This window comes from Haloleucobacter albus (assembly GCF_052492075.1).
In genome coordinates this window covers 24910-37159 of record NZ_JBQWAS010000009.1, presented here as the reverse complement: position 1 = coordinate 37159, position 12250 = coordinate 24910, and the positions used below count along the sequence as shown (strand labels likewise).

At 62.7% G+C, this 12250-nt stretch carries 13 protein-coding genes and 4 pseudogenes; 16 read left to right on the top strand and 1 reads right to left on the bottom strand.

The window, feature by feature from the left end; all coding sequences use genetic code 11:
* Positions 1–413: 413 nt before the first annotated feature.
* The 16 genes and pseudogenes from ACT6QH_RS00620 to ACT6QH_RS00545 all read left to right on the top strand — a co-directional run bounded on the left by ACT6QH_RS00620 (position 414) and on the right by ACT6QH_RS00545 (position 11594).
* Positions 414–932, top strand: a complete 519-nt coding sequence (locus ACT6QH_RS00620; RefSeq protein WP_444972880.1) for a DUF2840 domain-containing protein — start codon at positions 414–416, stop codon at positions 930–932.
* Positions 929–1474: a S26 family signal peptidase gene (locus ACT6QH_RS00615; protein ID WP_444972879.1), complete on the top strand. Its 546-nt coding sequence runs from the start codon at positions 929–931 to the stop codon at positions 1472–1474. The genes ACT6QH_RS00620 and ACT6QH_RS00615 overlap by 4 nt, the downstream gene beginning before the upstream one ends.
* Positions 1475–1508: 34 nt before the next feature.
* Positions 1509–1844 carry a DUF736 domain-containing protein gene (locus ACT6QH_RS00610; protein ID WP_034065987.1) on the top strand — a complete coding sequence of 112 codons (336 nt, stop codon included), beginning with the start codon at positions 1509–1511 and terminating at the stop codon, positions 1842–1844.
* Positions 1841–2773: a lytic transglycosylase domain-containing protein gene (locus ACT6QH_RS00605; protein ID WP_444972878.1), complete on the top strand. Its 933-nt coding sequence runs from the start codon at positions 1841–1843 to the stop codon at positions 2771–2773. Before ACT6QH_RS00610 ends, ACT6QH_RS00605 begins: the two co-directional genes overlap by 4 nt.
* Positions 2770–3090, top strand: coding sequence for a hypothetical protein (locus ACT6QH_RS00600; RefSeq protein ID WP_444972877.1), 321 nt, complete (start codon positions 2770–2772; stop codon positions 3088–3090). Before ACT6QH_RS00605 ends, ACT6QH_RS00600 begins: the two co-directional genes overlap by 4 nt.
* Positions 3087–3740: pseudogene (locus ACT6QH_RS00595) on the top strand (relaxase/mobilization nuclease domain-containing protein); the annotation flags it as partial. The gene ACT6QH_RS00600 and the pseudogene ACT6QH_RS00595, both read left to right, overlap by 4 nt.
* Before the next feature lie 69 nt (positions 3741–3809).
* Positions 3810–5141: a DUF3363 domain-containing protein gene (locus ACT6QH_RS00590; RefSeq protein WP_444972882.1), complete on the top strand. Its 1332-nt coding sequence runs from the start codon at positions 3810–3812 to the stop codon at positions 5139–5141.
* A 118-nt stretch (positions 5142–5259) separates the two neighbouring features.
* Entirely contained in the window at positions 5260–5844 is a 585-nt protein-coding gene (locus ACT6QH_RS00585) for a TetR/AcrR family transcriptional regulator (RefSeq protein WP_444972876.1), read from the top strand.
* Positions 5845–5914: 70 nt separating this feature from the next.
* Positions 5915–6787: an NAD(P)-dependent oxidoreductase gene (locus ACT6QH_RS00580; RefSeq protein ID WP_444972875.1), complete on the top strand. Its 873-nt coding sequence runs from the start codon at positions 5915–5917 to the stop codon at positions 6785–6787.
* A gap of 4 nt (positions 6788–6791) precedes the next feature.
* Positions 6792–8006, top strand: coding sequence for an MFS transporter (locus tag ACT6QH_RS00575; protein WP_444972874.1), 1215 nt, complete (start codon positions 6792–6794; stop codon positions 8004–8006).
* Positions 8007–8057: 51 nt separating this feature from the next.
* Positions 8058–8672 carry a nitroreductase family protein gene (locus ACT6QH_RS00570; RefSeq protein ID WP_444972881.1) on the top strand — a complete coding sequence of 205 codons (615 nt, stop codon included), beginning with the start codon at positions 8058–8060 and terminating at the stop codon, positions 8670–8672.
* Positions 8669–9341, top strand: a pseudogene (locus ACT6QH_RS00565) (DMT family transporter). Before ACT6QH_RS00570 ends, ACT6QH_RS00565 begins: the two are co-directional and overlap by 4 nt.
* 73 nt (positions 9342–9414) lie before the next feature.
* Complete coding sequence (locus tag ACT6QH_RS00560) at positions 9415–10305, top strand: LysR family transcriptional regulator (RefSeq protein WP_444972873.1); 891 nt, start codon at positions 9415–9417, stop codon at positions 10303–10305.
* Positions 10306–10433: 128 nt separating this feature from the next.
* A pseudogene (locus tag ACT6QH_RS00555) lies at positions 10434–10874 on the top strand (conjugal transfer protein TraG); the annotation flags it as partial.
* Positions 10846–11352 (top strand): annotated as a pseudogene (locus tag ACT6QH_RS00550) (TraB/TrbI/VirB10 family type IV secretion system protein); the annotation flags it as partial. The pseudogenes ACT6QH_RS00555 and ACT6QH_RS00550, both read left to right, overlap by 29 nt.
* Positions 11353–11354: 2 nt before the next feature.
* Positions 11355–11594, top strand: coding sequence for a DUF2274 domain-containing protein (locus ACT6QH_RS00545; protein ID WP_444972872.1), 240 nt, complete (start codon positions 11355–11357; stop codon positions 11592–11594).
* Between the two features lie 27 nt (positions 11595–11621).
* On the opposite strand, the gene ACT6QH_RS00540 is transcribed toward ACT6QH_RS00545, so the two are convergent.
* Positions 11622–12188, bottom strand: a complete 567-nt coding sequence (locus ACT6QH_RS00540; RefSeq protein WP_444972871.1) for a hypothetical protein — start codon at positions 12186–12188, stop codon at positions 11622–11624.
* Positions 12189–12250 lie beyond the last annotated feature (62 nt).

Below are 12250 nucleotides of genomic sequence, written 5' to 3'. Positions count from 1 at the left end.
CAACACCAACGCCACGTTCCGTGAGCAGCTTCACCGCCTCGGTTTTGAACTCACGGCTATAGGTCCGTCTTGTCATTTTCTGCTCTCCGCTTCAAGGACACGATCTTATCGAGGTGTCCACCAAACCGGCAGCAGCTCAACCCTGTTAATGCCATCGGCAGATCGGGCGCACGGGGTATCGGCACATCAGGCGCAGCACTATCGGCAGATCAGGCGCACGAACCGCAGCTAACGCCTTGGCCTGAAAAGCGGAATCCGACCGCTAACTTATCTAACAGAGAATCTAACTCTTTTTCTTTGACGCGCGCGCAGGCGAAGCGTGGTGCCGGGTCTGCCCGAAGGGGCGAGCCATGACAGCCGCGCTCGACGCGCTGCGCCCGCGCAGCCCCCAAGCACATCACCGGAGACGAAGAATGACCCGTCGCGCCCATCGCAGCGCGCACGGCCGTCCGCTGCCGGACGGGCCTGCGCCCTTCACAACATTGGTCGAGCTGACCTTCGAGAAACGCAAGGTCGAGCACTGGATACGCTTCGGCCGCAAGAGCTACGAGCAGATCATCGACCGCCGCCGCAGCGTCGTCGGCTTCGCGCCGGGCAGCGTCTTTGCCTTCGTCCGTTGGGCATCTGGCGAGCATGGCACGGTCGTTTCGCGCATCGACATCGTGCGGGCCATCGGTCGCGGCGAGCCGTTCCAGACATTGCCGTTCGTGCGCCCCGGCGGCGAAATCCTGTTGCGCCTCGACGGCTGGCCCAAGGTGCAGCGCGCGCTTGCCGCCATCGACGCCGTGGAATCGCTCGGCCTCGATCCGGCCGATGCCTCGCCGGATCACTGGCGGCACGTCCACAACCGTTTGACCGCCAATCTGGAGCCGCACGCCTACACGCCCGAGCGACATGCCGCGTGGCTTCACCGCCGAAGGATCGAGCCGTGACACGCCGCCGCACCATTACGGTGACGGCGCTCGCCGCCATCGGCATCGCCGCCGCCAGCGCCGTCGATTGGCCCGTGAAACTCATCTGGAACGCCACGGCCAGCGCGCCCATCGGCTTCTACACCGTCGAGCCGGCCGACGCGCTCGACGTGCCCGAGCTGGTCGCCGTCATGCCGCCCGAACCGCTCGCCGCCTTCATGGCCGAGCGCGGCTATGTCGCGCGAGGCGTCCCGCTCTTGAAGCGCGTCTTGGGCCTGCCCGGACAGCGGGTTTGCCGCGCCGGCCGCACGATCACGGTTGACGGGATCGAGATGGGCGAGGCGCTGGAGCGCGATAGCCTCGGCCGCGATCTGCCCATCTGGCAGGGCTGCCGCGTCATCAGCGACGACCAGCTTTTCCTCATGAATTGGGAAGTCCGCGACAGCCTCGACGGCCGGTATTTCGGACCCATCCCCGCAGCTTCCGTCATCGGCCGAGCGGTCCCGCTCTGGACCGATGAGGAAGGCGTCGGCCGCTACCAGTGGCGCGCGCCGACGCACTGAAACCACCCCCGAAAACCAACCACAGGAGATTTCCATGGCAGAGATAGGCACCTTCACCCGCACCGAAACCGGCTATGCCGGGGAGCTTCATTCGTTCGGCCTCCACGAAAAGCTGTTCATCGTTCCGGCCAAGCCGAGCGACGTAAAAAACGCACCCGACTATCGCGTGCGCCTCGATAGCGAGGACGGCCCGGACGCCGGCCCGGCATGGAAGGACGCCAGCGAAAATGCCGGCGACTTCGTGTCGATGCGGCTGGAGGGACCGATCTTCCCGTTCCCGATCCGCGCCAAGCTGTTCCAGTCCAACGACGATCCATCGGTCTGGACGCTGCGTTGGAAGCACCCCCGGAAAGTCGAGGACGAGGAATGACGGCCGCGCGCGTCCGGCCCGCCATCCGGTCCAAGATCGTCATCCCTTTGTTTGCGGAAAAGCCGTCTCATCCCTCCGTCCCGCTCGGCCACTGGACGGCCGGCACGCGCAGCGTAGGTCAGGGGCGGCCATCGGCCGGCGCTTGCGCCTTGCCCTTGACCGCAGCGAGCACGCTGGCAGGCTGGCGGCGAAGCGGAGACAAGCCGGCATGGCATTATGCCGTCCTGCTGCTGGCGGGGGCGTTTTCCGTCTGCGCCGGATCGGGCGTCGCGGTCGCGCAATCCGCGCCGGTCGAACGCCCGGCAGCGGCCCATCCCTATGCCGCCTATATCGCCGAGGCGTCGCAACGGTTCGGCATCCCCGAGCATTGGATTGCCGCCGTGCTGCGCGCCGAGAGCGCGGGCGACGTGCGCGCGATTTCGTCGGCCGGCGCGATGGGATTGATGCAGGTGATGCCCGACACATGGGCGGGCTTGCGCGTCCGCCATGGCCTCGGCCGCGATCCCTATGACCCGCGCGACAACATCATGGCGGGGACGGCTTACCTGCGCGAGATGTTCGACCGCTACGGCAATGTCACGGCGATGCTGGCGGCCTACAATGCCGGTCCCGGCCGCTACGACGATCACCGCGCGACCGGCCGCCCGCTTCCCGCCGAGACACGCGCCTATGTCGCCGCGCTCGCCCCGATCCTTGGCGGCGCGGCTCCATCGGATGCGCCGTTGCAACCACCGGCATCGCCGCCCGATTGGCGCGAGGCACCGCTGTTCGTCATGCGCCCGGCCGACACGCGGACTGCCGCCGCGCCGCCGTCCGAGGCGCAATCAAGCGACGGCCGCGCTGCCGTTCCGGCGCGCGACCCCGCCCGTGCGGAACCGCAAGACGGCAGCATTTTCGTGGCGAGCGCCAGCGACGGGGGAACGCCATGACGGCGGCGTTCCCGCGCTCGGCGGCGCTCATTCCGGTGTCCAGTCAGGCAGGTTTTTGCCCGGCTGGATTCCCGGCAGGAGGGGCGGAAAAGGCAGAAAGGGCGGAGGGCAAGATTAAAGAAGACGGCACCATGTCGGGCCGCTTCTGGAAAATATTGTTGTCTGCACACTGGTTAGGGGAGCCGCACGCGGCACTTTTGTCTTTGCCCTCGCGTGCCGCGATTTGGCGCAAAGCCTTGGCTTTGCAGGGTTTCGAGCGGCACCATAGGCTGATATCGGCCTGTTTTCAGCGGTTTTGGCTGGTGTTGCGCACATGAGCGCCGATGACGAAAACCGCTTCCGCCCGAAGCCAGGTCGCATCCGTTCCGACAGGCCAAAGGCGGGCAAGGCAAGGAGTTTTCTCACCCAGGTCAAACGGATCACCCGCCAACATCAGGCAGCGAGCGGGCAGAATCTCTCCACATCATCACCAGCGCGCCCGTCATCGCCCGGTCAATCGCGCGCCATCGCCGCCAGCGGCAAGGGCGTGAAGCGCGGGCGCGGCGCGAGCTTTGTCCGCGCCCGCAATATCTCCGGCACCTGGCATCATCGCCAGCCCGGCAGCCGCCGCGTGATCGTCAAGCAGCGCAGCGTTCGGGGCGCAGGCAAAAACGGCCGCGCCCGTGCGCATCTGCGTTACGTCCAGCGTGATGGCACCTCACGTGACGGCGAACGCGGCCAGCTCTATTCGGCGCATGACGACCGCGCCGATGGCGATGATTTTCTTGAACGCGGCAAGGATGACCGCCATCAGTTCCGCTTCATCGTTTCGCCCGAGGATGGCACGGAACTGTCTGACCTGACCGCCTATACCCGCGACCTGATGAAACAGGTGGAAGCCGACCTTGGCACGAAGCTCGATTGGGTCGCGGTCAATCACCACAATACTGGCCATCCCCATGTGCATGTCATCGTCAATGGCCGCGATGACACGGGTGGCGATCTAGTCATCAATGGCGACTATCTCGCCAACGGATTGCGTGAACGCGCCAGCGAGATGGCGACCCTTGAACTCGGCCCCGTCACCGAGGTCGAACAGAGCCGCAAGCTGTCAGCCGAGATCGATCAGGACCGGTTCACCCGCATAGACCGGGCGATGGCGCAGGAAGCCGAAGACGGCATTCTTGACCTGCGCCCCGAACCGCCGGGACAGAGCCGACAGTTCGAACGAACATTGCGCCTGCGCCGTCTCGCCAAACTGGAGAAGATGGGGCTGGCGAGTGAACATGCGCCCGGCATCTGGGAACTCCGTAAGGATATGGAACCGGTGCTGCGCGAGATGGGCGAGCGCGGCGACATCATCCGCACCATGCAGAAGGCGTTCGGGCCAGAGGGCGGTGAACGCGATCCCATGAGGTTCCAGATTCATGATCGCGCGCCCGAAACGCCGATTACGGGCCGCGTCATGGATAAGCACCTGTCCGACGATCTGGGCGAAAACCTGACCATTGTGGTGGACGGGATCGACGGGCGAACGCACCACATCGCTGACATCGCACCGGAGCGGCTGGAGGATGCCCGCATCGGCAGCATCGCCGAAATCGGCCCGTTAGAGGTGAAGGCACGCCCGTCCGACCGCAGCATTGCGGCCATTGCCGAAGACGGCGTCTATCGCCCGAGCCGTCAGCTGGAACAGGCAAAGTTCGAGGGCCGCGTTCCCGGCGGCGACTATGAGGGCTATGTCGATGCCCACGTGCGCCGGTTGGAGGCACTGCGCAGAGCCGGGATTGTCGAGCGGATCGACGCCGATCAGTGGCGTATCCCGGACGATTTCGAAAGCCGCGCTGCCGCCTATGATTCCGGGCGCAACCCGCAGGCCAGCATTCGCGTGTTGTCGGTCTTCGAACTTGAAAAGCAGATCGGATCGGACGGCGCGACATGGCTGGACCGGCGATTGATCCATGGCGGAGCGGCCGACCTTGCTCCGACCGGCTTTGGCCAGCAGGTGCGCGAGGCGATGGATCAGCGCCGCGATCATCACATCGAACAGGGTGACGCCACGCGTGGCAAGGACGGTCGCACACTCTATCGTCGCAACCTTCTCGCAACTTTGCGGGAGCGGGAGGTTGCACGCGCCGGCGCGGACATGGCCGAGAGCAAGGGCCTGTCGTTTCGTGCCACCACGGACGGCGAAACCGTTAGCGGCAAATTCACCGGCACCACGCAGCTATCCAGCGGCAAGTTCGCCGTGGTCGAAAAATCCCATGAGTTCACCCTTGTCCCGTGGCGGCCAGTCATCGACCGTCAGCTTGGCCGCGAGATCACGGGCGTCATGGAGGGTGGATTAGTGTCGTGGCAGTTTGGAAGGCAGAGGGGGGTGGGGTTGTAATGGACTAAGCCATTCTCTTTCGCCAAGACGGTCACGAGATCATGGTGGATTTAGCAGGGTTGACTCAACGATGAACATGATTATGGTATAGTCATTCCATAATCATGTTGGATACACCATGGCCCGCCCGAGAGAGTTCGACGAAGACCGTGTAATGGAGGCCGCAATGGAGACCTTTTGGCGCAAGGGCTATGAGGGGACTTCGGCGCAAGACCTTGTTGACGCCACAGGCCTCGGGCGCGGCAGCCTCTATGCCGCCTATGCGAACAAGCAGGGCATCTTCGAGCAGGCGCTGCGGCGCTACCACAAGCGCGCGCAAGGTCATGTCGATCAACTCCGCGAGCCGGGTTCACCTGTAGAGCGCCTTCGAGAGTTGATGCAGGGGATTGTCGATGCCGATCTTGGAGTATCGGAGAAGCGCGGATGCCTCGCCACCAACAGCGCCATCGAAGTCGCCAGCAGCGATCCGCATGTTGCCGATCTGGTGCGTTGCAATTTCAACATCCTGACGCGCGGCATCGAAGAAACGATCCGGCGAGGTCAGGACGCTGGCGAAATCCGCTCCAGCGCGGATGCTGCAACGCTGGCGCTTTTTGTCTTCAATGCCGTGCAGGGACTGCGTGTCCTGACCAGCACGGCTTCTGCTCAGGATCGCGACAAACTGACCACGATTATCGACCAGACTTTGGCCGCGCTGACCTGACCACCCCTCTTTTTTTGATCAGTTATGGAACGATCATTAAATAATTCCCACAACATCACAGGAGCTACTCATGACAGAGAATAATCCCGCCGTTTCAGTTGCCGTGCTCGGCACCGGCCTTATCGGCGCAGCCGTTGCCCGCAATCTCGCCCGCAAAGGATTTCATGTCCTCGCGTGGAACCGCACGGCAGAGAAGGCCCAGGCCCTGACGACCGATGGTGCGCAAGCCTTCGACAATCCGGCCGATGCCATCCGGGACGCAGATGTCATCGTCACCGTGCTGAAGGATGGTCCTGCCGTGAATGAGGCAATGGCTGCCGCGCTGCCCGGCCTGCGCAAAGGTGCGATCTGGCTGCAACTCAGCACGGTAGGTGTCGAAGCGATCAACACGCTCGCTGCCTTCGCCGATGAAAATGGCCTCGTCTTCTACGACGCGCCTGTGCAGGGAACCCGCCAGCCCGCCGAGCAGGGCAAGCTGGTTATCCTCGCCTCTGGCCCCGAAGAAGGTCGGGGCGTTGCGCAATCGGTCTTCGACGCCATCGGCCAGCGCACCCTTTGGGTGTCGGACCGACCGGGAGCGAGCAGCCGCCTCAAGCTGGCGCTGAACGCCTATGTGTTCGCTCTCACGCATGGCACAGCCGAAACCCTCGCCATCGCCAAGGCGCTCGGCGTCGATCCGGCACTGGTGGTCGAGGCCGTAACCGGCGGGCCGCTCGACAGCGGTTATTTTCAGGGCAAGGCCGCCGCAATGCTCAAGAGTGATTTCACGGCCAGCTTCTCCGTCGCCAACGGGGTGAAGGATGCGCGCCTCGTCGTCGAGGCACTGACCGGAACCGGCATTCAGGCGGATTTGGCGGCGGCTGGTCTGGCCCGCTTCCAACGGGTCGAGGAAGCCGGACATGGCGACAAGGACATCGCAGCCTCTTTCCTGGCGGATGCGTGACGCCATGACAGTTTCCGAAAACATTCAGACTGATCGCCCGGAAGTGGAAGGTGCGCACGAGCGTCTGCCGGTCGGGCAATTGCTGGCGTTCACGGTGGCGGGGTTTCTCGCCATCATGACCGAGAACATGCCCGCCGGTCTTCTACCGCAGATCGGCGCGGGTCTCGGCGTATCGGAAGCCATGGCCGGACAGACCGTGACGCTCTATGCGCTCGGCTCGGTGGTGGCGGCCATCCCGGTCATCGCGGCGACAAGAAGCTGGAACCGCCGTCCGCTGTTCCTGTTGGCGATTACCGGGCTTCTGATCTTCAACACCATGACGGCCGTGACGGCGCATTACGGCATGACGCTGCTCGCGCGTTTCATCGCCGGCATGTCTGCGGGCGTGGTCTGGGGATTGGTCGCAGGCTATGCACGGCGGCTTGCACCGCAGCATCTGCAAGGCCGGGCGCTCGCCATCGTCGGTGTCGGCCAGCCCATCGCGCTGTCGCTCGGAGTGCCGCTTGGCGCGTGGCTCGGCGGTCTGTTCGACTGGCGGGCTGTCTTCTGGATCATGTCCGCCGTAGCCTTGCTGCTCCTGGCATGGGTGCGGTTCGGCGTTCCCGACTTCCCCGGTCAGGCACAAGATCAGCGGCTGCCGGTGCGCAAGGTGTTCCTGATCCCCGGAATCGGCCCGGTGTTGCTGGTGCTGTTCGCATGGATATTGGCCCACAACATCCTTTACACCTATGTCGCGCCGTTCCTTGTCGCATCCGGCACTGGATTGCGGGTCGAGCTTATTCTTCTCGTATTCGGCGTGGCGTCGGTTATCGGCATATGGGGAACTGGCATTCTGGTGGACCGCCGCTTGCGGGGCGTCACGCTCATCAGCCTCGCCGCCTTCGCCGTCGCGGCGGCCTTGCTGGCGATACCGCATGGATCGGCCGCGCTGGTGCTGGCCGGGGTCGCCATCTGGGGGCTGACTTTCGGCGGTGCGCCGACCTTGCTGCAAACGGCGCTGGCGGATTCCGCAGGTGAACATGCGGATGTCGCCCAATCCATCCTCGTGACCATCTTCAACCTCGCCGTAGCGGGTGGCGGACTGATCGGCGGGCTAGTGATCGACGCGGTCGGACCATCATGGCTGCCCTGGACCCTGCTGCCGCTGATCATCATCGCGCTGGCAATGGCCTGGCAGGCGAAGGCTCACGGCTTCCGGGCCGGTCATCGCAGATATTGAGGCCATGCAATCTCAACACCCAACATCACAAAGAACAACAGGACGTAAATGATGAACCATCCGGCACTTGCTCTTATTGAAACGCGCATCTCTGCAAATCTTTTCGACTCTTCGCAAACAGTGTCGGACGCAGAAATCGAAAACCTTGTGCGCCTCGCAACCCGCGCGCCGACCGCTTACAACCTCCAGAACTGGCGGTTCATCGCAGTGCGCTCCTCGGAAGCCAAGGCGCGCTTGCATCCTCACGCCTGGCATCAGGCCAAGATCAGGGAAGCGGCTGTCACTTTCATCATCTGCGGCGTCATGCCTGATGCGGCGACACTTCCTGAAAGGCTGCGGCCCTCCGTTGAGGCGGGTTTCATGCCCTCAGACATGCCTGCCCAATGGCAGGCTGCGTCCAGTCCGCAATATAGCGATCCCCAGTTCGCACGGGATGAAGCCGTGCGTTCGGCGACATTTGGGGCGGCGACGCTGATATTTGCTGCCGAAGCGTCGGGTTTTGTTTCATGCCCGATGGTCGGTTTTGATCCCGAAGCGGTAGCCCGAACATTTGATCTTCGATCAAATGAGGTGCCGGTGGTGCTGGTCGCAGTCGGTCATGCCGCGCCCGGCAATTGGCCGCAAAAGCCGCGCCGGCCGCTCACAGATGTTCTGGAAATCGCATGAAATCTCGCGCGTCCGATATGCTGCCGACGGCGATTGCGCCCGCTATATGGGGCAGCACTTATATCGTCACTACCGAGTTCCTGTCGGATTACTCGCCGATGACGGTGGCGATGCTCCGGGCATTGCCCGCTGGCTTGCTGCTGCTTCTGATAGTGCGGCAGCTTCCAACCGGGGTATGGTGGCTGCGCATCTTCATTCTGGGCGCGCTCAACTTCTCGATCTTCTGGAGCATGCTGTTTGTTTCGGCTTACCGTCTTCCCGGCGGTGTCGCTGCTCACCTTCACCGCGTGGCAGTTGACGGCCGGCGGCCTTCTTCTTGTGCCGACCGCCCTGCTTCTCGATCCAGCCATTCCAGTTCCGACCCTGCCCAACCTACTCGGGCTGGTTTGGCTCGGGCTGGTCGGCGCGGCTCTAACCTATACCTTCTGGTTCCGGGGCATCGCCCGGCTGGACTCGGCCGTCGTTTCCTCGCTGGGTTTTCTTAGTCCCGTTACTGCCGTGCTGCTTGGCTGGGCGTTCCTCGGTCAGACGCTGACCGCGCTTCAAATTGTAGGCGTCGTGCTGGTCATCACCAGCATCTGGCTCGGCCTGCGCCCAATCGCAATTCCACGCCTTATTCCCGAGAGGGCGATCCAGCCTCGACCGGATCAAGAAGCTGACGAATGGTGAGAACATGCGTCGGCGTGGCCGCATAGTATCTGATCGGAGCGAGCCGTCGCTGTTGTTGAATGGGCGTATTCCCATGGCATCGCTGATCCAGACGCTCGCCGTTGCCGAATATCTCAACTTCCGCCACGCCGCCAAGGCGCTCGGCGCGGCGCAATCCAGCGTCAGCGCTCGGGTGAAGGCGCTGGAGGACGACCTTGGCATTCTGCTGTTCGAGCGACACGCACGCGGAGTCCGGCTGACAGACGCTGGACGCCATTTTGTTGAGCAGGTGACGGTGGGAATCGACCAGCTCGACCATGCGGTCAAAACCGCCAGCATGGTCGGGGCTGGTCGGCAAGGACGCCTTCGCATCGGTATCTGTGCGCTGACATCCGGCGGGTTTCTTGACCAACTGCTTTCAAAGTATCGAGAAGTCCATCCCGGCATCGACATCGACATGACCGAAGGCACAGCCCGCAAAACGATGATGCAGCTGCGCGCTGATCGTCTGGACATCGTTTTCGTCGCCGGCGCGCCCGAACCGCCTGACTTTCATGCCCGGTGCATATGGGCAGAACCTCTGATTGCAGCCCTGCCAGATCATCATCCGCTCGCGGGCAATTCCGCCGTAGCGTGGCCCGATCTATCCGGCGAGACCTTCCTTGTTCGTCACGGAGGCACTGGCCCACAAGCGTATGACCACATCCTGCTGCGCTTTGCCGGGAATTTTTCTGCGCCGACCATACAGCGCCTTGATGTGGGGCGCAGCGCATTGTTGTCGATGGTCGCACAAGGATTTGGGATCACCATTGTCGGCGCGGCAACATCGCTGATGCCTGCATCCGGCGTGACGTTTCTGCCGTTCTCCGACGAGCTGGAGCCGGTTCCTTTTTCGGCAGTCTGGTCACCATTTAACCGCAGCGCGGCACTCCGCAACCTGCTGGACCTTGCAAACGCAATGGAGCGGCAAGTTCGGACGGGCTGATTTCATCCCAACCATCCTATTTGCCGCCGATAGTATCCGGCAACCCTCCAGTATCCGTTTTGCTGTTGCCAGCCCGGCATATGCCCACTTTCTGATCGGCCTCAAAATTCTTGCCAATTGGAGCCTGTATGCGCGGAGGACGTATCCTTTGGGGTCAGATCAGTGTGGTTTTCGCCATCGTTCTGGTGATGACCTGGACGGCGACGCAATGGACGGCCTTCCGCCTCGGCTTTCAGCCCCAGCTTGGAACGCCATGGTTCGATCTGGCGGGCTGGCCAATCTATTACCCGCCCGCCTTCTTCTGGTGGTGGTTTTCCTTTGACGCCTATGCGCCTGCGATATTCGTGGAAGGTGCGATCGTCGCCGCATCCGGCGGTCTCATGGCCATCGCCGCCGCTATCGTCATGTCAATCATTCGCTCGCGCGAGGCGCGCAACGTCGCCACCTACGGTTCGGCGCGATGGGCGGAGGATAAGGAAATCCGTTCCGCTGGCTTGCTTGGCCCCGATGGCGTGGTGCTCGGGCGATACGCGCGCAACTATCCGCTCCGATCTGCCCGGCCAGATCACCGCGCAAGTGACGGAAAACGTCTATGACAGCCCGACCGGATCGCTGCTGCTGATCCCGCAGGGCACGCGCATCATCGGTCAATACGATGATGGGGTGAGTTTCGGGCAGCGCCGCGTGCTGCTGGTCTGGAATCGCCTGATCCTGCCCGGTGGCCGTTCCATCGTCCTCGAACGCCTGCCGGGCGCGGATGCCAGCGGTTATGCCGGGCTGGAGGATGGCGTCGATCATCACTGGTGGGACGTGATGAAAGCCGCTGGCCTCTCCACGCTGCTGGGCATCGGCACGGAACTGGCCAGCGACAGCGAAGACCGCCTGATCCGCGCCATCCGCGACGGGGCGCAGGACACCATCAATCAGGCCGGACAACAGATCGTCCAGCGCCAGTTGCAGGTCGCGCCCACGCTGACGATCCGGCCGGGCTTCCCAGTCCGGATTATTGTTACCCGCGATCTTGTCATCGAACCAAACGGAGGCTGACCATGACCAAACTGAAACTTGGGCCATTGCCTGACGACAAGCCGGTGAAAGTGACACTGGAGCTACCCGCGCCGCTCCACCGCGACCTGACCGCCTATGCCGAGGTGCTGGCCCGTGAGACCAACCAGCTCATCGCCGATCCCGTGAGGCTCATCGTGCCCATGCTGGAAAGGTTCATCGCGACGGATCGAGGTTTTGCCAAGGCGCGGCGGGAGGGGAAGTCGGGTACGCCAAGCACGTAACAGCGGTTGGCGGGTAGACCGAAAAGGCTACCAAACTTCATGCGGTTTCTGAACGTCGCCGCTTTCCAATGTCTCCAAATAACACTCCAGATTTCCAGAAATTTTTCCGAGGACGCTTGGCAGATAGGGCACAAGATCGACAAACCGTTCGCCGCCCACCGCAGGTCCGCCGTGGTAGAAGCGACAGTGATTGATGATATCACGGCGTTCATCCGGTGGCAGTTGAGCCATCGGATCACTGTCATTGTAGTCGTGAAGGTGCGAAAGGTGGATGAATGCGCACCCAAACTTGTAAACAGATTGGGTCCAGCCCTGAAGCCCTTGGGCGAGGTCAACCATTTCCCTGTCTGTTATCCTTGCCCGTGTACCTTCACGGGTCCATTTCTCGCCATTGATCAAGGCATCAATCAACACCTCCCGGCGTTCAGGGCTTTGCGTGATCAGGTAAATCACGCGAACCATAGAATCCAACTCTTGTCGCAATATGGCAATCATCTGGCCTGCAAGCCCAGACTCAGCCAGCAACTCCATTGCCTTCTGATGTTCAATCGACCGGCTGCGAATTGTTCGGACGAAAACGGTAAGGTTCGACATTAGAATCCTGGCATGTAGGGGCGTCGCGAGACGGGTGCTCATAGTAGCTTAATTTTGTCGGC

Bases quoted from the DNA above. Each gene is read 5' to 3' on its own strand.
- ACT6QH_RS00620 (WP_444972880.1), top strand. From the start codon at position 414: ATGACCCGTCGCGCCCATCGCAGCGCGCACGGCCGTCCGCTGCCGGAC.
- ACT6QH_RS00610 (WP_034065987.1), top strand. From the start codon at position 1,509: ATGGCAGAGATAGGCACCTTCACCCGCACCGAAACCGGCTATGCCGGG.
- ACT6QH_RS00605 (WP_444972878.1), top strand. From the start codon at position 1,841: ATGACGGCCGCGCGCGTCCGGCCCGCCATCCGGTCCAAGATCGTCATC.
- ACT6QH_RS00600 (WP_444972877.1), top strand. From the start codon at position 2,770: ATGACGGCGGCGTTCCCGCGCTCGGCGGCGCTCATTCCGGTGTCCAGT.
- ACT6QH_RS00590 (WP_444972882.1), top strand. From the start codon at position 3,810: ATGGCGACCCTTGAACTCGGCCCCGTCACCGAGGTCGAACAGAGCCGC.
- ACT6QH_RS00585 (WP_444972876.1), top strand. From the start codon at position 5,260: ATGGCCCGCCCGAGAGAGTTCGACGAAGACCGTGTAATGGAGGCCGCA.
- ACT6QH_RS00580 (WP_444972875.1), top strand. From the start codon at position 5,915: ATGACAGAGAATAATCCCGCCGTTTCAGTTGCCGTGCTCGGCACCGGC.
- ACT6QH_RS00575 (WP_444972874.1), top strand. From the start codon at position 6,792: ATGACAGTTTCCGAAAACATTCAGACTGATCGCCCGGAAGTGGAAGGT.
- ACT6QH_RS00570 (WP_444972881.1), top strand. From the start codon at position 8,058: ATGAACCATCCGGCACTTGCTCTTATTGAAACGCGCATCTCTGCAAAT.
- ACT6QH_RS00560 (WP_444972873.1), top strand. From the start codon at position 9,415: ATGGCATCGCTGATCCAGACGCTCGCCGTTGCCGAATATCTCAACTTC.
- ACT6QH_RS00545 (WP_444972872.1), top strand. From the start codon at position 11,355: ATGACCAAACTGAAACTTGGGCCATTGCCTGACGACAAGCCGGTGAAA.
- ACT6QH_RS00540 (WP_444972871.1), bottom strand. From the start codon at position 12,188: ATGTCGAACCTTACCGTTTTCGTCCGAACAATTCGCAGCCGGTCGATT.